18 protein-coding genes and 1 pseudogene are annotated in these 21,172 nt (G+C 53.6%); 9 read left to right on the plus strand and 10 right to left on the minus strand.

The genetic code is table 11. The features are described from left to right. The first annotated feature begins 118 nt into the window (after positions 1-118). Positions 119-1,604: pseudogene (locus tag F4V61_RS09770) on the plus strand (DASS family sodium-coupled anion symporter). A gap of 44 nt (positions 1,605-1,648) precedes the next feature. Next, positions 1,649-2,110 carry an HIT family protein gene (locus F4V61_RS09775; RefSeq protein ID WP_058819745.1) on the plus strand — a complete coding sequence of 154 codons (462 nt, stop codon included), beginning with the start codon at positions 1,649-1,651 and terminating at the stop codon, positions 2,108-2,110. A 44-nt stretch (positions 2,111-2,154) separates the two neighbouring features. Here F4V61_RS09775 and F4V61_RS09780 read toward each other — a convergent pair whose 3' ends face one another. The 5 genes from F4V61_RS09780 to F4V61_RS09800 all read right to left on the minus strand — a co-directional run bounded on the left by F4V61_RS09780 (position 2,155) and on the right by F4V61_RS09800 (position 9,696). After that, a complete protein-coding gene (locus F4V61_RS09780) occupies positions 2,155-4,326 on the minus strand; it encodes a YgiQ family radical SAM protein (RefSeq protein WP_080160931.1) in 2,172 nt (723 codons plus the stop codon). A 108-nt stretch (positions 4,327-4,434) separates the two neighbouring features. Further along, positions 4,435-5,847 (minus strand): cell division protein FtsP, encoded by a 1,413-nt coding sequence (ftsP, locus tag F4V61_RS09785; protein ID WP_000010651.1) that lies wholly within the window; start codon positions 5,845-5,847, stop codon positions 4,435-4,437. A 74-nt stretch (positions 5,848-5,921) separates the two neighbouring features. Then, on the minus strand, positions 5,922-6,659 hold the full coding sequence (gene plsC / locus F4V61_RS09790; RefSeq protein ID WP_080160930.1) for a 1-acylglycerol-3-phosphate O-acyltransferase: 738 nt from the start codon (positions 6,657-6,659) through the stop codon (positions 5,922-5,924). A 256-nt stretch (positions 6,660-6,915) separates the two neighbouring features. Beyond that, entirely contained in the window at positions 6,916-9,174 is a 2,259-nt protein-coding gene (parC, locus tag F4V61_RS09795) for a DNA topoisomerase IV subunit A (protein WP_080160929.1), read from the minus strand. A 129-nt stretch (positions 9,175-9,303) separates the two neighbouring features. After that, positions 9,304-9,696 (minus strand): YgiW/YdeI family stress tolerance OB fold protein, encoded by a 393-nt coding sequence (locus tag F4V61_RS09800; RefSeq protein ID WP_000731555.1) that lies wholly within the window; start codon positions 9,694-9,696, stop codon positions 9,304-9,306. A 151-nt stretch (positions 9,697-9,847) separates the two neighbouring features. Here F4V61_RS09800 and qseB point away from each other — a divergent pair, with 151 nt between their 5' ends. From qseB to F4V61_RS09820, 4 genes are all read left to right on the plus strand, one after another. Next, positions 9,848-10,507 carry a quorum sensing response regulator transcription factor QseB gene (gene qseB / locus F4V61_RS09805; RefSeq protein WP_001221516.1) on the plus strand — a complete coding sequence of 220 codons (660 nt, stop codon included), beginning with the start codon at positions 9,848-9,850 and terminating at the stop codon, positions 10,505-10,507. Beyond that, on the plus strand, positions 10,504-11,853 hold the full coding sequence (qseC, locus tag F4V61_RS09810) for a quorum sensing histidine kinase QseC (RefSeq protein ID WP_038397616.1): 1,350 nt from the start codon (positions 10,504-10,506) through the stop codon (positions 11,851-11,853). Before qseB ends, qseC begins: the two co-directional genes overlap by 4 nt. A 107-nt stretch (positions 11,854-11,960) precedes the next feature. Beyond that, a complete protein-coding gene (locus F4V61_RS09815; protein ID WP_000065412.1) occupies positions 11,961-12,542 on the plus strand; it encodes an NAD(P)H-dependent oxidoreductase in 582 nt (193 codons plus the stop codon). Positions 12,543-12,573: 31 nt separating this feature from the next. Beyond that, positions 12,574-12,888: a putative quinol monooxygenase gene (locus F4V61_RS09820; RefSeq protein ID WP_000958590.1), complete on the plus strand. Its 315-nt coding sequence runs from the start codon at positions 12,574-12,576 to the stop codon at positions 12,886-12,888. A gap of 124 nt (positions 12,889-13,012) precedes the next feature. Here the strand turns inward: F4V61_RS09820 and parE are convergent, their stop codons facing one another. From parE to nudF, 5 genes are read right to left on the minus strand one after another with little or no spacing between them, the layout of a single operon-like run. After that, positions 13,013-14,905 (minus strand): DNA topoisomerase IV subunit B, encoded by a 1,893-nt coding sequence (gene parE, locus F4V61_RS09825; protein ID WP_038397614.1) that lies wholly within the window; start codon positions 14,903-14,905, stop codon positions 13,013-13,015. 27 nt (positions 14,906-14,932) lie between these two features. Beyond that, entirely contained in the window at positions 14,933-15,514 is a 582-nt protein-coding gene (gene yqiA, locus F4V61_RS09830) for an esterase YqiA (RefSeq protein WP_000105978.1), read from the minus strand. Continuing rightward, entirely contained in the window at positions 15,514-16,341 is an 828-nt protein-coding gene (gene cpdA / locus F4V61_RS09835; RefSeq protein ID WP_080160928.1) for a 3',5'-cyclic-AMP phosphodiesterase, read from the minus strand. Before cpdA ends, yqiA begins: the two co-directional genes overlap by 1 nt. Before the next feature lie 24 nt (positions 16,342-16,365). After that, positions 16,366-16,788 (minus strand): DUF1249 family protein, encoded by a 423-nt coding sequence (locus F4V61_RS09840; protein WP_000833384.1) that lies wholly within the window; start codon positions 16,786-16,788, stop codon positions 16,366-16,368. Continuing rightward, a complete protein-coding gene (nudF, locus tag F4V61_RS09845) occupies positions 16,785-17,417 on the minus strand; it encodes an ADP-ribose diphosphatase (RefSeq protein ID WP_001231946.1) in 633 nt (210 codons plus the stop codon). The genes F4V61_RS09840 and nudF overlap by 4 nt, the downstream gene beginning before the upstream one ends. A 200-nt stretch (positions 17,418-17,617) precedes the next feature. Between nudF and tolC the strand changes: the two genes are divergently transcribed. From tolC to F4V61_RS09860, 3 genes are all read left to right on the plus strand, one after another. After that, entirely contained in the window at positions 17,618-19,099 is a 1,482-nt protein-coding gene (tolC, locus tag F4V61_RS09850; protein WP_072159242.1) for an outer membrane channel protein TolC, read from the plus strand. Between the two features lie 211 nt (positions 19,100-19,310). Further along, entirely contained in the window at positions 19,311-19,982 is a 672-nt protein-coding gene (locus F4V61_RS09855; RefSeq protein ID WP_000831527.1) for a DUF1190 family protein, read from the plus strand. Positions 19,983-19,987: 5 nt separating this feature from the next. Then, positions 19,988-21,148: a glutathionylspermidine synthase family protein gene (locus tag F4V61_RS09860; RefSeq protein WP_000442837.1), complete on the plus strand. Its 1,161-nt coding sequence runs from the start codon at positions 19,988-19,990 to the stop codon at positions 21,146-21,148. The last annotated feature ends 24 nt before the right edge of the window (positions 21,149-21,172 follow it).

The following is a 21,172-nucleotide window of genomic DNA, read 5'->3' on the forward strand; positions in this document are numbered from 1 at the left end:
CATTCCGAAATATTAAGAAACAATTAGCGTGCATTTAACAGTATATTTCCCCCGCACACAAGCGCAGCATTATTCTGATTTTATGAATATTTCTTCATATTAATTATCAATTTACCTAATGCATATAAAATATTTATGGATGTGTGATTGTGGCGGAAAAAAAATCTCAGGGCGTCAAATGGCTCCCATTCATTCTTATTCTGGTGATCGCCGCTGGACTGTGGCAACTCACGCCCCCTTCTGGATTAAGTGCGCCGGCCTGGCATTCCGCGATTATTTTTGTCGCGACGATCGCTTCAATCGTGGCGAAAGTGCTGCCCATTGGCGCAGTTGGTATTATCGGCATTACCGTCTTTGCGCTCGCCTATGCCGCTGGCGACAAAACGGCCAGCGGCGCGATTACCACGGCATTGAGCGAGCTGAACAGTTCGCTGATCTGGCTTATCGTCGTCGCCTTTATGATTGCCCGTGGGTTTATCAAAACCGGGTTGGGGCGGCGCATCGCCTTACAAATGATCCGTCTGTTAGGTAAGCGAACGCTGGGCCTGGCCTATGGCCTTGCGTTTGCCGATCTGATCCTCTCCCCCGCCATGCCCAGTAACACCGCGCGCTGCGGCGGCGTGATTTACCCGATTGCCGACTCGCTGGCGCGCAGCTTTGATTCACATCCGGAAGATGAGTCTCGCAGCAAAATCGGCACCTTTCTGATCACCTGTATCGGCAATATTAACGACGTCACCGCCGCACTGTTTATGACCGGTTATACGGGTAACCTGCTGGCGGTAAAACTGGCGGCGAACGCTGGCGTTACGCTGAGCTGGGGAAGCTGGTTTATGGCAGCGCTCCTGCCTTGCCTGGTCTCTCTTCTTATCGTCCCTCTGCTGGTCTACTGGCTGACCCGTCCGGAGATTAAACACACGCCGGATGCGCCGGATCTGGCACGCAAAGAACTGGCGCAAATGGGCAGTATGGCGCGCGGCGAGTGGCTGATGCTGGCGACCGTCGGTGTTTTGCTGGTGCTGTGGATTTTTGGTGACACGCTCGGCGTGGATGCCACTACGGCCTCTTTTGTCGGTCTCTCGATTTTATTACTGAGCGGCGTGCTCACTTGGGAAGACGTTAAAAGCGAGAAAGGCGCCTGGGATACATTAATTTGGTTCGCCGCGCTGCTGATGATGGCTAACCAGTTGAAGAAACTGGGATTCACCAGTTGGTTTGGCAATCTGATTGGCGACAGCATCGGTAGTACGATGCATGGTACCAGTTGGGTAATCATCCTGCTGCTGCTTAACGCTGCCTATTTTTATACCCACTATTTTTTCGCCAGCGGCAATGCGCAAATCGCCGCGTTGTATGCCGTGTTTCTGGGCGTCGGTCTGCATCTGAATATACCGGCGGCGCCGATGGCACTTATGCTGGCGTTTACCAGTAGCCTGTACTGCTCTCTTACGCAGTATACCCACGCGCGCGGCCCCATTCTTTTTGGTGCTGGCTATGTGTCGACGGGAGTCTGGTGGCGAACGGGATTTATTATCAGCCTCTTTAATCAGGCGGTCTTTTTGACAGTCGGCCTCGCATGGTGGAAAGTGTTAGGACTGTACTAAACGCATTACGCATCGATAAGTCCCTCGGTTAACGGAGAAATGGAATGACCTGCATTTTCTGTCAAATAGTTGAAGGTAAAGCGCCTTGTCATAAAGTTTGGGAAGATGAGCATCACCTGGCTTTTTTGTCCATTTTTCCGAATACCGATGGGTTTACCGTGGTGATCCCGAAAAAACATTACCCCAGCTACGCATTCGATCTACCGCCGCAGGCGCTGACAGACCTGATGCTGGCGACACAAAAGGTAGCGAAGCTGCTGGACAAGGCATTTGTGGATGTGGGCCGTACCGGGATGTTTTTTGAGGGATTTGGCGTCGACCATGTACATAGTAAGTTAATGCCGCTGCACGGCACGGCCAATCTGAGCGAATGGAAGCCTATCGAATCGCGGCAGAATAAATTTTTCGAGCGCTACGAGGGATATCTCTCATCGCACGATCATGAACGGGCGGATGATAAAAAACTGGCCGCGCTGGCGGCCAGAATTCGGGATGTCCAGGCGTAATCTCTACCGGAAGGCGTTCGGCCAGGGTCTATCTGTAAAGCAGTTTAGCGCCCCGCGCCTTTCCCGCGCTTCTTATTGGCGGCAAGCCCCTGTCTCTGGTGCACTACCGGCGTATGTTTGGTCAATGCCGGGCGGGTGTTGCGGTTCTGGCGACGCGCTTCGCGCATCTCTTCAATAGTCGGCGCAGGCACCAGGCACTCACGGCGACCGCCAATTAAATGCTTTTTCCCCATCGCCTCCAGCGCCTGGCGAATCAGCGGCCAGTTCGCCGGATCGTGATAACGCAGCAACGCTTTATGCAGACGGCGCTGCTTGTCGCCCTTAGGCACCACGACCTCTTCACTCTTATAGCCAACCTTACCCAGCGGATTCTTGCCAGTGTAATACATGGTGGTCGAATTCGCCAACGGCGACGGGTAGAAGTTCTGCACCTGGTCCAGACGGAAGCGGTGACGCTTCAGCCACAGCGCCAGATTCACCATATCTTCGTCCCGCGTGCCCGGATGCGCGGAGATGAAATATGGGATCAGATACTGCTCTTTCCCGGCCTGTTTAGAGTAAAGATCAAATAGTTCCTTAAAGCGATCGTAGCTGCCCATACCCGGCTTCATCATTTTCGACAGCGGACCTTCTTCGGTATGCTCCGGCGCAATCTTCAAATAGCCGCCAACATGATGGCTCGCCAGCTCTTTAATGTAGCGCGGATCTTCCACGGCGATGTCATAGCGCACGCCGGAGGCAATTAAGATTTTCTTAATGCCTTTCAGTTCGCGGGCGCGGCGATAAAGATTGATCGTCGGCGTATGGTCAGTATCCATATGTGGGCAGATATCCGGATAGACGCACGACAGGCGACGACAGGTCTGCTCTGCACGCGGCGACTTGCAGCGCAGCATATACATGTTTGCGGTAGGACCGCCCAGATCGGAGATCACGCCGGTAAACCCCGGCACCGTATCGCGGATCGCTTCGATCTCGTTAATGATAGAGTCTTCTGAACGGCTCTGAATGATGCGCCCTTCATGTTCAGTGATCGAACAGAAAGAGCAGCCGCCAAAGCAGCCGCGCATAATATTGATCGAAAAGCGGATCATCTCATAGGCCGGAATGCGGGCATTGCCATAAGCCGGGTGCGGCACGCGCTGATACGGCAACGCGAACACGCTATCCATCTCTTCGGTGGAAAGCGGTATGGCGGGCGGGTTGATCCAAACATAGCGGTCGCCGTGCTTTTGCATCAGCGCCCGCGCGCAGCCAGGGTTAGTTTCGTGATGCAGAATCCGCGACGCATGGGCATACAGCACTTTATCACCCTTCACCTTTTCAAAAGACGGCAGCAGAATATAGGTTTTCTCCCACGGCTTCGGACGCGGCGGTTGTACGGTAACCGCCTTCGCTTCCTGCTTTTTCGGCGCGACGGGTTTGTTATCCGCGCATGGCAGATCCTCGCCATAGGGATGGGGGATCGGATCAATTTTACCCGGCGTGTCCAGGCGGGTAGAGTCGACACCGCTCCAGCCAGGTAATGCTTCTTTAACCATAATCGCGGTGTTACGCACATCGCGAATCTGATCGATGGTTTCGCCCATTGCCAGACGGTGCGCCACTTCCACCAACGGACGTTCGCCGTTGCCGAACATCAGCATGTCGGCTTTGGAATCGACTAACACCGAACGGCGCACAGTATCAGACCAGTAGTCGTAATGCGCGGTACGGCGCAGACTGGCCTCAATGCCGCCGAGGATCACCGGTACATCTTTCCACGCTTCTTTGCAACGCTGGGTATAGACCAGAGTGGCTCTGTCCGGGCGCTTGCCCGCCACGTTATCCGGCGTATAGGCATCGTCGTGGCGCAGGCGACGATCGGCGGTATAACGGTTGATCATCGAATCCATGTTACCGGCGGTCACGCCGAAAAACAGGTTCGGCTTACCCAGACGCATAAAGTCGTCTTTGCTGTTCCAGTCCGGCTGAGCGATGATACCGACGCGGAAGCCCTGGGATTCCAGCATACGGCCACAGATCGCCATACCAAAGCTCGGATGATCGACATACGCGTCGCCCGTCACCAAAATAATGTCGCAGCTATCCCAGCCAAGTTGATCCATTTCGTCACGTGACATCGGCAAAAACGGCGCCGGCCCAAAGCAGGCGGCCCAGTACTGCGGCCAGGAGAAAAGGTCGCGATCCGGTTGGATCAGGGATATTGCGCTCATAGTGCTTCCAAAAATGGTAAAAAAATAATCAAAGGCCGGGGATTATAAGCCGGAACGAAGGAGAAATCGAAAGGTATTCACCTCTCGCCCTGACGGGCGAGAAGAGGATTACGGCGCCGGATTTACCAGCATCTGCCCAATCGAACCGCGATCCGCCATTTCCAGCGTCTGGCTGTTGAAATAGAACGGGAAGTGCGGCCAGGACGGCTGACCGTAGTAGACCAGCAATTCGACTTGCCCATCCACCCAGACGGTATCTTTCCAGCCTCTATCTTCCGGGAACGGCATAGCGCCGTTGACGTTACGAATCAGGAAAGAGACGCCCTCAATATGGAACGACTGCGGCATATCGGCGCGTACCGTCCAACGCTCCCAGGTACCTTGCTGGGCGGTAATATCAATGCGATTAACATCCCAAAGCTGGCCGTTAATTCCCGGAGCGTCGCCAAGACTGATGTCCCGGCTACGGACAGGCGCGCCGCTCATGATCTCTGTCGGCAGCAGACGCATCGGCAGATTATCAGTCACCAGTGGCAGCAATCCGGTTGGCCGCAACGTCAACACCAGGGTAGAAACCAGAATACTGGAAGGCTCAAAGAAACCGCGAATCCGATCGACAATGCTGGCCGCTTCCCCGCAGGTGATTGAGACTTCATCGCCGTTAGTCATATCGACCAGAATTTCACGTCGCTCGCCGGGCGCCAGTGACAACTGTTTGACTGAAACCGGCGCAGGTAAAAAGCCTTGATCGCCTGAAATCACATGCAGCGCCCGGCCATCGCTCATCTGAAGCTGATACCGGCGCGAGTTCGATGCGTTCAACAACCGTAACCGCACCCAGCCGCGGGACACTTCGACATAGGGGCTTTGCGCGCCGTTCACCAGCAACGTATCGCCGACAAAACCGCCGCTTCCCGGTTCGCTGTACTCCGGCGTCCCAAAATTATCCAGCCGCTTATCCTGGATAATGACGGGAAAATCATCCACGCCGTAATGGTTCGGAATGGGCAGCGTTTTACTAATTTCGTCCTCTACCAGCCACATTCCGGCCAGGCCGTTATACACCTGCTGCGCAGTGCGGTTAGGCGTGTTAGCGTGATACCACAGCGTCGCGGCGTTCTGACGAATCGGCAACACCGGCGCCCAGTCCGCATTAGGCGACATCATACGCGCCGGGCCGCCCATCAGCGGCCCCGGCGCCAGTAAACCGGCAACCGTCATGGAGACATTTTCCGCCAGACGGTTGCTATAGATGAGTTTAACGTCATCGCCTTTCCAGACGCGGATTGTCGGACCCAGATAACGACCGTTTACTCCCCAAACCGGCGCGCGCGTGCCTTGCGTAAAGGACCAGTGCGCACGCTGTAGCGTCATAAATAACGGCTGTCCGCGACGAGACTCCAGCAACGGCGGAACAGGCAAGGGCTGTTGCTGACCGGCAGCATTCGCCCTGAGGGGAATCGCGCCTGCACATAGTGCGATTCCCGATGCCTGAAGAAACTGACGCCGACTGAATGACATATAAGCTCCATGTAAAACTGGCTAAAACGCTGTGTCTGAAAAAAATGATGTCTACAATAACAGAGTGAGGCCGCTTAAACCTTACCGGCCGCTTCACGTTCCGCAACCTCTTTATCAAGTTCCGCGATTTTTTGCTCCATTAACGCACGGCAGTGAGCCGCCAGCTCGCGAACCTGATCTTTACCATATTCGCTGACGTCGACTGGCGGCAACATTTCCACAATCACCAGTCCGTTATTAAGGCGGTTTAGATTGACTTTGTTAGCGGTATTGGAGACGCAGATGGGAATGATAGGCACACCAGCCGCGATAGCCGCATGGAACGCGCCGGTTTTAAACGGCAGCAGACCGCGCCCCCGACTACGCGTACCTTCAGGAAACATCCAGATAGAAATACGGCGCTTTTTAAAATGGTTGACCACTTCCGCAATGGTGCTATGCGCTTTGGCGCGATTATTGCGGTCAATCAGCAGATTACCCGTCAGCCAGTACAGTTGACCAAAAAATGGGATCCAAACCAGGCTTTTTTTCCCCACCGTTACGGTTGGCGGCTGCACAATATTCGCCGCCGTGACCATATCATAATTATTCTGGTGGTTGGCGATATAGATAGCATTGCCATAGCTTTCCGCATCTGCAGGTTTGCGGCACTCCACTTTCAGGCCAAACAGCGGGGCCAGACGACCGAACATATGTCCAAACGTCGCCACGTGTTTCGGGTTACGTGGGCTGAAAAGGCAGTAAATAGAACCGAAAATACAGACCAGAATGGAGTAAATAACGGTAACAATAAGACGAAAAATATATAGCATAACAACCTCTGAAGGCCTAAGAGCCCGGCATTCTACGTCACCTGGAATTCAGGTTAGGATTTTGGTAAGTATGGCTCTCTGGATAAACGTATTGTTAATCGCAATGCACGAATAAACAACGGTTTTACGGGAAATTTTAACGTTAATCCGATCTGAAACCGTAGGCCGGATAAGACGCTACCGCGTCGCCTTCCGGCAACGGCAGCGTGCCGGAAGGCGGCATAAATGCCTTATTCGGCCTATGGGTGATACTATCTTACTCTTCGCTGTCGCCATGGCTTGCGCGATGCGGCGAATCAATCTCAATGCGATCGATACGCTGTAAACCGCGCATTAATGTGCCGCGGCGTCCGCGTTCGCCGACTACCTTCTGTAACTCTTCAGGACGCAGTTTGATTTTGCGCTTCCCGACATGGATAATCAGGGTGCTTTGCGGCGGCAGCACGTACAGGTGCGCCAGACTATCATCGCCTTTCGCCGCTTCCGCAGACGGAATATTAACGATCTTATTTCCTTTGCCTTTCGACAACTGCGGCAGAGAATCTACCGGGAACATCAACATACGTCCGGCCTGGGTAATCGCCAGCAGCATATCGTTCTCGTCTTCAATCACCACTGGCGGCATGACGTGCGCATTTTCCGGGAGAGTAATCAAAGCCTTACCGGCACGGTTACGGGCGACCAGATCGTTAAACGTACAGACGAAGCCGTAGCCCGCATCCGACGCCATCAACAGTTTCTGGTCATCGCCTTCCATCAGCATATGCTCTATAGTCGCCCCCAGCGGCAGCGTCAATTTGCCGGTCAGCGGCTCGCCCTGCCCGCGCGCCGACGGAAGCGTAATGGGATCGATAGCATAGCTGCGCCCGGTAGTATCAATAAACACCACCGGTTGATTGCTCTTACCTTTCACCGCAGCTTTAAAGCTGTCGCCCGCCTTATAGTTAAGCCCCGGCGCATCAATATCATGACCTTTGGCGCTGCGCACCCAGCCCATCTGCGACAGCACAATAGTCACCGGTTCGGACGGCAGCATATCGTGTTCGCTCATCGCTTTAGCTTCTTCGCGCTCATGCAGCGGAGAACGGCGATCGTCGCCATACGCATCAGAATCCGCCTGCAGCTCTTTTCTCAGCAAGGAGTTCATTTTGCGTTCGGAAGCGAGAATGCCCTGCAATTGGTCACGTTCTTTTTCCAGTTCGTCCTGCTCGCCGCGAATTTTCATCTCTTCCAGTTTCGCGAGATGGCGCAGTTTCAGTTCAAGGATCGCTTCCGCCTGGGTCTCGGTGATGCCGAAACGCGACATCAGAGCGGGTTTTGGCTCGTCTTCGGTACGGATAATCTCAATCACTTCGTCGATATTGAGAAACGCCACCAGCAGACCTTCGAGGATATGCAGGCGCTTGAGGACCTTCTCCAGACGATAATTGAGACGGCGACGCACCGTATCACGGCGAAACGCCAGCCATTCGGTAAGGATCTCCAGCAGGTTTTTCACCGCCGGGCGGCCATCCAGACCGATCATGTTCAGGTTGATACGGTAGCTTTTTTCCAGATCGGTGGTGGCGAACAGATGGTTCATCACCTGTTCCATATCCACACGGTTGGAGCGTGGCACAATCACTAAACGCGTCGGGTTTTCGTGATCCGATTCATCGCGCAGATCGTCCACCATCGGCAGTTTTTTATTACGCATCTGCGCGGCGATTTGCTCCAGCACTTTCGCGCCGGACACCTGATGCGGCAGCGCGGTAATTACCACCGCGCCGTCCTCTTTCGTCCATACCGCGCGCATCCGAACAGAGCCGCGCCCGTTTTCGTAAATCTTACGAATTTCCGCACGTGGGGTAATGATCTCCGCTTCGGTCGGGTAATCCGGCCCCTGGACGATATCCAGCAACTGCTCCAGCGTCGTTTTCGGCTGTTCAATCAGCGTGATGGCAGCCTTCGCTACTTCGCGCAGGTTATGCGGCGGAATGTCCGTCGCCATCCCGACGGCGATACCTGTGGTGCCGTTAAGCAGAATGTTCGGCAGACGCGCCGGTAACATTTTGGGCTCCTGCAAGGTGCCGTCGAAATTAGGCACCCAGTCCGCCGTCCCTTGGCCCAGTTCGCTTAGCAGCAGCTCGGAGTATTTCGACAAGCGGGATTCGGTATAACGCATCGCGGCGAACGATTTCGGGTCATCAGGCGCCCCCCAGTTACCCTGCCCGTCGACCAGCGGATAACGATAAGAAAACGGCTGCGCCATCAGCACCATCGCTTCATAACAGGCGCTGTCGCCATGCGGATGATACTTACCCAGCACGTCGCCGACGGTACGGGCGGATTTTTTAAACTTGGCGCTGGCGTTAAGGCCCAGTTCCGACATCGCATAGACGATGCGACGCTGAACGGGTTTCAGACCATCACCAATAAACGGCAACGCCCTGTCCATGATGACGTACATGGAATAATTCAGATAGGCCGTTTCCGTGAATTCATGCAGCGCAAGGCGCTCTGCCATCTCGCTCATTGATTGTGATTCCTCAACTGTAAGCCCGAACAATACCCGGTATCTCTCAGGCAATATTGCCGCAGATACTACCCTATCTGGCGCGTTGAGTCACAAAGAAAAGGGCCGCGAACGCGGCCCTGATGGGGTTTATTTGGCGATTTTGGAGATCTGTTTTACGTCAATTTCAACGGAATTCCAGTCTTTATCCACTTCACCCTGAATTTCAACGGTATCCTGCGGAGTGACGGTCAGACCGTTCCAGCGCTTGTGGTCAATATCCACATTGATAGTACCGGTAGCATCTTTAAACAGATACAGGTCGTCGGAAATACGCTCGACGATATTCCCGCGCAGCGTTACCCACGCATCGTCACGCAGCGATTTAGCGCTCTCTACCGTCGTGCTGCTGCCGTTCGGGCCGACAAATCCGCCACTTTGCGTTTGCGTCGCCGACGGACCGGAGAAACCGCCCTGCTGAGCCGCCAGAACCGGGGTAGAACACAATGCCATAACGGCAACGATTGCAGCTAATTTTTTCATGATTATCTTTCCCTTTCATGTCGTTTCAGATCCATTTAATAGGTTAATCCTTAACAACTTCTTAAGGCAAAAAAAGATTCTTTTTTTCTGTACATCGCCTGCGGCGACAAGGTTAACTGACGGTAACGCGAGTTACCGCAGGGAAGAACAGATGCGAATTTTACTGATAGAAGATGACACACTTATTGGCGATGGCATAAAAGCGGGTCTGAGTAAAATGGGTTTCAGCGTCGACTGGTTTACTGAGGGACGTCCGGGCAAAGAGGCGCTTTACAGCGCGCCTTATGATGCGGTCATTTTAGATTTGACGCTGCCAGGAATGGACGGACGGGATATTTTGCGCGAATGGCGTGAAAAGGGTAAACAAGAACCGGTACTGATCCTGACGGCGCGCGACGCGTTAGCAGAGCGCGTTGAGGGGCTACGTCTGGGCGCCGATGACTATTTATGTAAACCTTTTGCGCTCATTGAGGTTGCTGCCCGTCTGGAGGCGCTGGTACGCCGCGCCAGCGGCCAGGCCAGTAGCGAATTGCGCCACGGTCAGGTTACGCTCAATCCCGGCAATCTCGTCGCGACGCTTGCCGACGCTCCTTTAGCCCTAAAACCGAAAGAGTTCGCGTTGCTGGAACTGTTAATGCGCAACAAAGGCCGCGTGCTGCCGCGCAAGCTTATTGAAGAGAAGCTGTATAACTGGGACGATGACGTTTCCAGCAATGCGGTGGAAGTTCATGTTCATCATTTACGCCGCAAGCTCGGCAGCGAATTTATTCGCACCGTACACGGCATCGGCTACACCTTGGGTGACGCATGAAATTGACGCAACGTCTTAGCCTGCGCGTCAGACTGACGCTTATTTTTCTGATTCTGGTCTCAATCACCTGGGCAATCTCCAGTTTTGTGGCCTGGAGAAAGACGACGGATAACGTCGACGAGTTGTTTGACACGCAATTGATGCTGTTCGCCAGACGGCTCAGTACCCTCGATCTTAACGAGATCAACGCTCCGCAGCGCATGGCGCATACTCCGAAGAAATTAAAACATGGACATATCGATGACGATGCACTGGCGTTCGCTATCTTTTCCACCGACGGCAAAATGTTGCTGCATGATGGCGACAACGGCCAGGATATCCCGTATCGCTATCGTCGGGAAGGCTTCGACAATGGCTATCTGAAGGACGACAACGACCTCTGGCGTTTTTTATGGCTAAACTCGGCGGACGGTAAATATCGTATCGTCGTCGGCCAGGAGTGGGATTACCGCGAAGATATGGCGCTGGCGATCGTGGCGGCGCAATTAACGCCGTGGCTGATCGCCCTTCCGCTCATGCTGCTGATTTTATTACTCCTGCTTCACCGCGAACTCAGGCCGTTGAAAAAACTGGCACAGGCGCTACGCTTCCGGTCGCCAGAATCGGAAACGCTGCTTGACGGCAAAGGCGTGCCGAGCGAGGTTCGCCCGCTGGTCGAAGCGCTTAATCAGCTTTTTAGCCGTATCCACTCGATGATGGTGCGCGAACGACGATTTACCTCCGACGCCGCTCATGAATTACGTAGCCCGCTGGCCGCGCTGAAAGTCCAAACCGAGGTGGCGCAGCTCTCAGGCGACGATCCGCTGTCGCGAGATAAAGCGCTGACCCAGCTTCATGTGGGGATCGATCGCGCCACGCGGCTGGTCGATCAGCTACTGACGTTATCGCGCCTCGATTCACTGGATAATTTGCAGGATGTGGCGAAGATTTCGCTGGAAGAGTTACTGCAATCCGCTGTGATGGACATTTATCATCCGGCGCAACAGGCAAATATCGATGTGCGTTTACAGCTCAACGCCCACAACGTCATACGTACCGGTCAGCCGCTACTCTTAAGCCTGTTAGTGCGTAACCTGCTGGATAATGCGATTCGCTATAGTCCGCAGGGCAGCGTCGTCGACGTTACCTTAAATAACCGCAGCTTCACGGTCAGAGATAACGGCCCCGGCGTAGCGCCAGAGGTTCTGACGCATATCGGCGAGCGTTTTTATCGCCCGCCTGGCCAAAGTGTGACCGGCAGCGGTCTGGGATTATCAATCGTCCGCCGCATCGCTACGCTGCATGGCATGACGGTGTCGTTTGGCAACGCCGCGGAAGGTGGATTTGAGGCCGTAGTACGTTGGTAGCAAAGTCTTTTACTTAAAACGCAAAAGACTTTGCACATTTTGCTAATTTCACCGCACCGCCCGTCAGCGTAGAATCAGCGGCAAACGCATTCATTAGAGTGAAAATAATGAGTAATATACTTATTATCAACGGCGCGAAAAAATTTGCGCACTCCAACGGCCAGTTGAATGACACCCTGACCGAAGTTGCCGATGGTTTTCTGCGCGATCTTGGCCATCAAGTTAAGATCGTCCGCGCCGACAGCGACTACAACATGAAAGAAGAGGTACAGAATTTCGTCTGGGCTGACGTGGTGATTTGGCAGATGCCAGGCTGGTGGATGGGCGCGCCGTGGACAGTAAAAAAATATATGGATGATGTCTTTACCGAAGGCCACGGCACGCTCTATGCCAGCGATGGCCGCACGCGTTCCGATGCCGCTAAAAAGTACGGTTCCGGCGGTCTGGCGCAGGGGAAAAAATATATGCTGTCACTGACGTGGAACGCGCCGATGGAAGCATTTACCGAAAAAGATCAGTTTTTCCACGGCGTAGGCGTAGATGGCGTCTATCTGCCATTCCATAAAGCCAACCAGTTCCTGGGCATGGACGCGCTGCCAACGTTTATTGCCAACGACGTAATTAAAATGCCGGATGTTCCGCGCTATACCGCAGAATATCGCAAGCATCTGAACGAAATTTTTGCTTAACTGGTCATCCTGGAATTAGAAGGAGTTAACCATGCTTACCGTCATTGCCGAAATTCGCACGCGTCCGGGCCAACATCACCGTCAGGCCGTCCTCGATCAGTTTGCGAAAATCATTCCAACCGTTCTTAAAGAAGAGGGGTGCCACGGCTACGCGCCGATGGTGGATCATGCCGCGGGCGTGAGTTTTCAGACTGTAGCGCCTGACTCGATCGTGATGATTGAACAGTGGGAAAGCGTTGCGCACCTTGAAGCGCATCTGCAAACCCCACATATGAAAGCCTATAGCGACGCGGTAAAAGACGATGTGCTGGAAATGAATATTCGTGTCCTGGAGTCTGGCGTTTAAGTGATTACCATAGCCTGACGTAGCCCTGATAAGATGCGCAAGCATCGCCATCAGGCTACGGCGTCATGCCGGATTCGCTTATCCGGTCTGCACACCGCAGGCCGGATAAAGCGTGCAACAACCGTTACACATCCAGATCCGCGAGATCGCCTTTTTCCTGTAGCCAGTTGCGTCGATCTTCAGAACGCTTCTTCGCCAGCAGCATATCCATCATCGCGTTGGTGCGCTGATCGTCTTCATCGCTAATGGTGAGCTGCACCAGGCGGCGGGTATTCGGATCAAGCGTGGTTTCGCGTAACTGCATCGGGTTCATTTCACCCAGACCTTTAAAACGCTGAACGTTCGGCTTGCCTTTCTTACGCTTCAGTTGTTCCAGTACCCCCGCCTTTTCTTCTTCCGTCAGCGCGTAATAGACCTCTTTACCCAGATCGATACGATATAGCGGCGGCAACGCGACATAAACATGTCCGTTCTTCACCAGCGCGCGGAAATGTCTGACAAACAGTGCGCAAAGCAGCGTGGCGATATGTAAACCATCGGAGTCCGCATCCGCCAGGATACAGATCTTGCCGTAGCGCAACTGGCTCAGATCGTCACTGTCCGGATCGATACCGATCGCCACAGAAATATCATGCACCTCTTGCGAGGCCAGCACTTCATCGGAAGAGACTTCCCAGGTGTTGAGGATCTTACCTTTGAGCGGCATGATCGCCTGATATTCGCGATCGCGCGCCTGCTTGGCGGAACCGCCCGCCGAATCCCCTTCCACAAGGAACAGCTCGGTCCGATTGAGATCCTGCGCGGTACAGTCCGCCAGTTTCCCCGGCAACGCCGGACCGCTGGTTAGCTTTTTACGCACCACTTTCTTTGCGGCGCGCAGTCGCCGCTGAGCACTGGCGATCGCCATTTCCGCCAACTGTTCCGCCGCCTGCACGTTTTGGTTCAGCCACAGGCTGAAGGCATCTTTCACCACGCCGGAAACAAATGCCGCGCATTGACGCGACGACAGACGCTCTTTGGTCTGTCCGGCAAACTGCGGGTCCTGCATTTTCACAGAGAGCACATAAGCGCAGCGATCCCAGATATCTTCCGCCGACAGTTTCACGCCGCGCGGCAGAATATTGCGGTATTCGCAGAATTCGCGCATCGCATCCAGCAACCCCTGCCGTAGGCCGTTAACGTGGGTGCCGCCCTGCATCGTTGGGATCAGGTTCACGTAGCTTTCAGTGAGCAGTTCGCCGCCCTCTGGCAGCCACAGTAGCGCCCAGTCAACCGCTTCCGTTTCACCGTTAAAATTACCGATAAACGGTTTTTCCGGCAGCGTCGGCAGGCCGTTTACCGCTTCGCCCAGATAGTCGTTCAGACCATCCTGGTAACACCAGCGCTGCTCGCTGTTATTCACCTCATCTTTAAAAGTGATTTCCACGCCGGGACACAGCACCGCTTTCGCTTTCAGAACATGCATTAAGCGAGAGACAGAAAAACGCGGGCTATCGAAGAAACTTTCGTCCGGCCAGAAATGCACGCTGGTGCCGGTGTTACGCTTGCCACACGTTCCCGTTACCTGTAAATCCTGCACTTTTTCGCCGTTTTCAAACGCGATGTTATAGATCTGACCGTCGCGGCGCACGGTCACTTCCACGCGCTTCGACAGGGCATTTACTACTGAAATTCCCACCCCATGCAGACCACCAGAGAACTGATAGTTCTTATTGGAGAATTTACCACCTGCATGAAGCCGACAGAGGATCAGCTCTACCGCCGGAACGCCCTCTTCCGGATGGATATCCACTGGCATCCCGCGTCCGTCATCAATCACTTCCAGCGACTGATCGGCATGTAAAATGACATCCACGCGTTTGGCGTGGCCTGCCAGTGCTTCATCCACACTGTTATCAATCACTTCCTGCCCCAGATGGTTGGGACGGGTCGTATCGGTGTACATCCCCGGGCGGCGGCGTACCGGCTCAAGCCCAGTGAGTACCTCAATGGCATCAGCGTTATAAGTTTGCGTCATGATTTAATTAGCAATTCGAATTGATTGTCAGCAACTGTGCAGTCCAAGAAAATCGACAATCTGGTTGAAATAATCTTCGAAGCCCGTGAATGCGTGATTACCACCTTCAGTCACTGTCTGACGGCAGGAGGCATAATATGCCACCGCCTGGCGGTAATCCAACACTTCATCGCCCGTCTGTTGCAGCAGCCAGATTAGATCCGGCGCTTCCAGAGGGTCAATCTGCATGACTTTAAGATCGTAAATATGGCGAGACTCTAGCACATATTGCTGCCCGGTGTAGGGGTTCTCGTTCTGACCGAGATAGTCGGTCAATAATTCAAAGGGCCGCACAGCGGGATTCACCACCACAGCCGGCAACACAAAACATTGCGACAGCCAGGTGGCGTAATAACCGCCCAGCGACGATCCTACCAGCCCTAATGGCGCGCCGCCATGCTCAAGCACGATGGACTCCAGCAACTCCGCCGCATCGGCAGGATAAGGCGGGAGTTGAGGAACGATCATTTCGACATGAGGATGACGCTCCGACAGCCACTTTTTCAACTGGCACGCTTTTGCCGAGCGGGGGGAACTGTTGAATCCGTGCAAATAGACAAGCGTAGACATCAGTATCCTTCCGAAGCGGTATCGGGCCGGAACCGGGTATCCTGCAGGCGATGCACTTCCGTCTCCAGGACACCGTTCGCCTGGAGCTCCAGCGTACGCCAGCCCGGCGCGATAGTATCCAGCGTAAAGTTCGCGCAGTGCGGTTTGAACTGTACGCAGGTTGACGGCGACGCCAACAGACGGCGTCCGTTCCAGTCAAGATCCAGCTCCTGGTGAATATGTCCGCATAACAGATACTTCACGCGCGGGAAATGCGCCAGGAGACTATCCAGCTCGGCGGCATTACGCAAGCAGTGCTGATCCAACCAACTGCACCCTGCCGGCAACGGATGGTGGTGTAAAAGCAGCAATGTCTGTCTCTCTGGCGCATTGGCGAGCTTACGCTCAAGCCATTCCAGTTGGAACTCGCTCAGTTCGCCATGCGGAACGCCAAACACCTGACTATCCAGCAACAAAATCTGCCACTCTTCGCCGATTAACACGTGCTTAGCCGGGGAAATCCCTGCCTCCTGCAGCGCGCCATACATTGCTGGCTGAAAATCATGATTGCCCGGCAACCAAACGCAAGGCGCACGAAAACTTGCGATCCCCTCAGCAAAATGCTGATAAGCCGCAGCGGATTGATCCTGCGCCAGATCGCCGGTCGCCACGATCAGATCATATTCATACTGTTGCGCCCGAATGGCCTCCAGCACGGCCTGGTAACTCTCCCAGGTATTGACGCCTAACAGCGTTTCATGCTTTTCGGCAAACAGGTGAGTATCTGTAATTTGTAAAATCCTGACTCGGGCCTCACCAGCCAGAGGTAGGGTTAACAGGCTTTCCAAATGGTGTCCTTAGGTTTCACGACGCTAATAAACCGGAATCGCCATCGCTCCATGTGCTAAACAGAATCGTAGCCAGTCGGCCAGAAACTGATTAATTTGATGCTTTTCGTCACGTTGATGCAACTTTTTATTTGGATAATCATACCGCGCTTTGAAGCGAAAGATCTGCTGGCTTGAACACACTTCAGCCACCATCGCATCATGATAGAGGCGTACCGTCAGCGACGGCAGGCTCCAGTAAGTGATGGCTGGCGCCGTTTGCTCAATGGTTACAAGCGTAGTGTATCGGGTCGATTCCACAATCGTTAACCGATATTGTACATTACCCACCTGATAGCTCACCGTTTCTCCGGGTGCGTCATTGTGCGGCAACAGGCGGCGCAATTGCGAAAAATTGATTTCGCACAAACGCATCATTTCAGGGAAGTCAGGTGTATAACGCTTCATTTTTTCCACTCGTTTTTTAACTCTTGATGATGCAACTGAAGCCATTGCAAAGCAATGACTGCGGCTGCGTTGTCGATTTTCCCCTCTTCTACCCACTGGTATGCCTGCTCCCGGCTTACCACATGAACCCGAATATCTTCGTTTTCATCCGCCAGACCGTGAATCCCCGCCGCGGTCGTCGCGTCCACTTCACCCACCAGAATAGATGAGCGCTCGCTGGTTCCTCCAGGACTTGCCAGGTAACTGATGACCGGCCTGATGCGGCCAACGGTCAGCCCCGCCTCTTCCATCGCCTCACGCCGAGCGACCGCCTCAATAGTTTCGCCTTCTTCTATCATGCCGGCGACCATTTCCAGCAGCCACGGCGTAACGCTTGTGTCATAAGCGGCAATACGAATCTGTTCGACCAGCACCACCTCGTCGCGCTCAGGGTCAAAAGGTAGCAAGACGGCGGCGTGCCCGCGCTCAAAAATTTCGCGCTTTACTTCACCACTCATTTCTCCGCTGAATAAACGATGGCGGAATCGATACAGATCCAGTGAAAAAAAACCGCGATAGCACGTTTCCCGTGCAATAATTTCTACATCGCTTTTGGTAAACGTTACTGGCAAGTTGTCTGATTTACGCATTGTGCTGCCCTATTGGCAATAATGATTAAATGATGAATTTCAAGGGTGGCTGACTGCTGTTTTATCACCCTTGTGGTAAATTGGTGCCAATTAAGGCTCGTATGGCACGTAACGCCAACTTTTTGCAGTGGCGGATTCTGCTAGAATCAGCAATTATTTTTACAAATTGATCAGCGCTAAATACTGCTTCACAACAAGGAATGCAAATGAAGAAATTGCTCCCCATCCTTATCGGCCTGAGCCTGTCGGGGTTCAGCACACTAAGCCAGGCAGAGAACCTGATGCAAGTTTATCAGCAAGCACGCCTGAGCAACCCGGAATTGCGTAAATCCGCTGCCGATCGCGATGCTGCATTCGAAAAAATTAACGAAGCGCGTAGTCCTTTACTGCCGCAACTGGGTTTAGGTGCCGACTACACCTATAGCAACGGTTATCGCGATGCGAACGGCATCAACTCCAATGCCACCAGCGCTTCCCTGCAATTAACGCAGACGCTGTTTGATATGTCGAAATGGCGTGCGCTAACCCTGCAAGAAAAAGCAGCGGGCATTCAGGATGTAACATATCAGACCGATCAGCAAACGCTGATTCTCAATACCGCGAACGCTTATTTTAAAGTATTAAACGCTATTGATGTGCTTTCCTATACCCAAGCGCAAAAAGAAGCTATCTATCGTCAGTTAGATCAAACGACGCAACGTTTTAACGTGGGTCTGGTCGCCATTACCGACGTGCAAAACGCCCGTGCGCAATATGATACCGTGCTGGCGAATGAAGTTACCGCCCGCAACAACCTGGATAACGCGGTAGAAGAGCTGCGCCAAGTGACCGGCAATTATTACCCGGAACTGGCGTCGCTTAACGTCGAACATTTTAAAACCGACAAACCTAAGGCAGTTAACGCGCTATTGAAGGAAGCGGAAAACCGTAACCTGTCGCTATTGCAGGCGCGTTTAAGTCAGGATCTGGCGCGCGAGCAAATCCGCCAGGCGCAGGACGGTCATCTGCCGAAGCTGAATCTAACGGCTTCAACCGGTATTTCCGATACGTCTTATAACGGCTCAGGTACTCACGGTCCAGGCAGCCAGTATGACGACAGCAATATGGGGCAGAACAAAGTCGGCCTGAACTTCTCTCTGCCGCTGTATCAGGGCGGGATGGTTAACTCGCAGGTAAAACAAGCGCAGTATAACTTCGTTGGCGCAAGCGAACAGTTGGAAAGCGCGCACCGTAGCGTGGTACAGACGGTACGTTCCTCCTTCAATAACATTAACGCCTCTATCAGTAGCATTAATGCGTATAAACAAGCGGTTGTCTCAGCGCAAAGCTCTCTCGACGCGATGGAAGCGGGATACTCCGTCGGTACGCGCACCATCGTCGACGTGCTGGACGCCACCACCACGCTGTATGAAGCCAAGCAGCAGCTTGCTAACGCTCGCTACACCTATTTGATTAATCAGTTAAATATCAAATACGCGCTGGGTACGCTGAACGAGCAGGATCTGCTCGCGCTTAACAGTACGTTGGGTAAACCTATCCCGACTTCGCCGGAAAGCGTAGCGCCGGAAACACCAGAGCAGGATGCCGCCGTGGATAACTTTAACGGTAACGCTCCTGCGGCACAGCCAGTCTCAGCGCACACGACGTCTACCCGCGGTAACGGCAATCCGTTCCGCCACTAAGTCTTATCCGTTAGCGCTTCGCTTGTCGGTCCTGCTTCATCGTAGGCCGGGTAAGCGAAGCGTCACCCGGCATGAAATGATATTAAAACGTAAGACAACGTAAAGATCCTGCTATTCCGCCGCATTCTGGCCTTTTCTCGCTTCAATTTCGAGCAGTCATCCTCTATTCTGAACGCATGTTGTATTTACCACTGGGTCCTGGAAGACAAATATGAAACGGACAAAATCCATCCATCACGCATCGTTTCGCAAAAGCTGGAGCGCGCGGCATTTAACGCCGGTCGCCCTGGCGGTTACGGCTGTTTTTATGCTGGCTGGCTGTGAAAAAAGCGATGAAACCGTATCGCTGTATCAAAACGCTGATGACTGTTCAGCAGCAAATCCGGGCAAAAGCGCGGAGTGTACAACCGCGTATAACAATGCGCTGAAAGAGGCCGAACGTACTGCGCCTAAGTACGCTACACGCGAAGATTGCGTCGCCGAGTTTGGCGAAGGTCAGTGCCAGCAAGCGCCCGCACAGGCTGGCATGGCGCCGGAAAATCAGGCGCAGGCCCAACAATCCAGCGGCAGTTTCTGGATGCCGCTTATGGCAGGTTACATGATGGGGCGTCTGATGGGCGGCGGCGCAGGCTTTGCGCAACAGCCGCTGTTTAGCTCGAAAAACCCGGCCAGCCCGGCATACGGCAAATATACCGACGCGGCAGGTAAAAACTACGGCGCAGCGCAACCGGGCCGGACAATGACCGTACCGAAAACCGCTATGGCGCCGAAGCCGGCGACCACAACCACCGTTACCCGCGGCGGCTTTGGCGAATCTGTCGCCAAACAGAGCGCCATGCAGCGTAGCGCAGCCGGTACTTCAACACGTTCGATGGGCGGCTGATACGCATGGAAAGAGTCAGTATTACCGAGCGCCCGGACTGGCGCGATAAAGCGACTGAATACGGGTTTAATTTTCACACTATGTATGGTGAGCCGTACTGGTGTGAAGACGCTTATTACAAGTTAACGCTCGCCCAGGTGGAAAAACTGGAAGACGTTACCGCCGAGTTGCACCAGATGTGCCTCAAGGTGGTAGAACGCGTCATCGCCAGCGATGAGCTGATGACAAAGTTTCGTATTCCAAAGCATACCTGGGGTTTTGTTCGCCAGTCCTGGCAAACGCAACAACCGTCGCTCTATTCCCGCCTCGATCTGGCCTGGGACGGCATCGGCGAGCCTAAGCTGCTCGAAAATAATGCCGACACGCCAACGTCACTGTATGAAGCGGCGTTTTTTCAGTGGATTTGGCTGGAAGATCAGATCAACGCGGGCAATCTGCCGGAAGGCAGCGATCAGTTTAATAGCCTGCAGGAAAAGCTGATTGAACGCTTTGCTGAACTTCGCGAACAGTACGGTTTTCAGTTGCTGCATCTCACCTGCTGTCGCGATACGGTTGAGGATCGCGGCACCATTCAGTATTTACAGGATTGCGCTGCCGAAGCGGAAATCGCCACCGAATTTCTCTATATCGAAGATATTGGTCTGGGGGAAAAAGGCCAATTTACGGATCTGCAGGATCAGGTCATTGCGAACCTGTTCAAGCTCTATCCGTGGGAATTTATGCTGCGCGAGATGTTTTCCACCAAGCTGGAAGATGCCGGCGTGCGCTGGCTGGAGCCGGCCTGGAAAAGCATTATCTCCAATAAAGCGTTGTTGCCGCTGTTGTGGGAGATGTTCCCGGACCATCCGAATCTGTTGCCTGCGTATTTCGCCGAAGACGAACATCCGCAAATGGATAAATATGTCGTGAAACCGATCTTCTCCCGCGAAGGGGCGAACGTATCGATTATTGAGAACGGTAAAACGATCGAATCCGTGGAAGGCCCGTATGGCGAAGAGGGTATGATCGTGCAACAGTTCTATCCGCTGCCAAAATTCGGCGACAGTTATACCCTGATTGGTAGCTGGCTGATTAACGATCAACCCGCCGGAATTGGTATCCGTGAAGATCGGGCGCTGATCACCCAGGATCTCTCCCGCTTCTATCCGCATATTTTCGTCGAATGATAGAAAGTGCCGGATGGCGGCGCA

Origin of the sequence: Salmonella enterica subsp. arizonae (assembly GCF_008692845.1) — a bacterium.
Classification (GTDB): Bacteria; Pseudomonadota; Gammaproteobacteria; order Enterobacterales; family Enterobacteriaceae; genus Salmonella; species Salmonella arizonae.

Excerpts from the sequence above, each read along its gene's own strand:
- F4V61_RS09775 (WP_058819745.1), top strand. The coding sequence starts at position 1,649 with ATGACCTGCATTTTCTGTCAAATAGTTGAAGGTAAAGCGCCTTGTCAT.
- F4V61_RS09780 (WP_080160931.1), bottom strand. The coding sequence starts at position 4,326 with ATGAGCGCAATATCCCTGATCCAACCGGATCGCGACCTTTTCTCCTGG.
- ftsP (WP_000010651.1), bottom strand. The coding sequence starts at position 5,847 with ATGTCATTCAGTCGGCGTCAGTTTCTTCAGGCATCGGGAATCGCACTA.
- plsC (WP_080160930.1), bottom strand. The coding sequence starts at position 6,659 with ATGCTATATATTTTTCGTCTTATTGTTACCGTTATTTACTCCATTCTG.
- parC (WP_080160929.1), bottom strand. The coding sequence starts at position 9,174 with ATGAGCGAGATGGCAGAGCGCCTTGCGCTGCATGAATTCACGGAAACG.
- F4V61_RS09800 (WP_000731555.1), bottom strand. The coding sequence starts at position 9,696 with ATGAAAAAATTAGCTGCAATCGTTGCCGTTATGGCATTGTGTTCTACC.
- qseB (WP_001221516.1), top strand. The coding sequence starts at position 9,848 with ATGCGAATTTTACTGATAGAAGATGACACACTTATTGGCGATGGCATA.
- qseC (WP_038397616.1), top strand. The coding sequence starts at position 10,504 with ATGAAATTGACGCAACGTCTTAGCCTGCGCGTCAGACTGACGCTTATT.
- F4V61_RS09815 (WP_000065412.1), top strand. The coding sequence starts at position 11,961 with ATGAGTAATATACTTATTATCAACGGCGCGAAAAAATTTGCGCACTCC.
- F4V61_RS09820 (WP_000958590.1), top strand. The coding sequence starts at position 12,574 with ATGCTTACCGTCATTGCCGAAATTCGCACGCGTCCGGGCCAACATCAC.
- parE (WP_038397614.1), bottom strand. The coding sequence starts at position 14,905 with ATGACGCAAACTTATAACGCTGATGCCATTGAGGTACTCACTGGGCTT.
- yqiA (WP_000105978.1), bottom strand. The coding sequence starts at position 15,514 with ATGTCTACGCTTGTCTATTTGCACGGATTCAACAGTTCCCCCCGCTCG.
- F4V61_RS09840 (WP_000833384.1), bottom strand. The coding sequence starts at position 16,788 with ATGAAGCGTTATACACCTGACTTCCCTGAAATGATGCGTTTGTGCGAA.
- nudF (WP_001231946.1), bottom strand. The coding sequence starts at position 17,417 with ATGCGTAAATCAGACAACTTGCCAGTAACGTTTACCAAAAGCGATGTA.
- tolC (WP_072159242.1), top strand. The coding sequence starts at position 17,618 with ATGCAAATGAAGAAATTGCTCCCCATCCTTATCGGCCTGAGCCTGTCG.
- F4V61_RS09855 (WP_000831527.1), top strand. The coding sequence starts at position 19,311 with ATGAAACGGACAAAATCCATCCATCACGCATCGTTTCGCAAAAGCTGG.
- F4V61_RS09860 (WP_000442837.1), top strand. The coding sequence starts at position 19,988 with ATGGAAAGAGTCAGTATTACCGAGCGCCCGGACTGGCGCGATAAAGCG.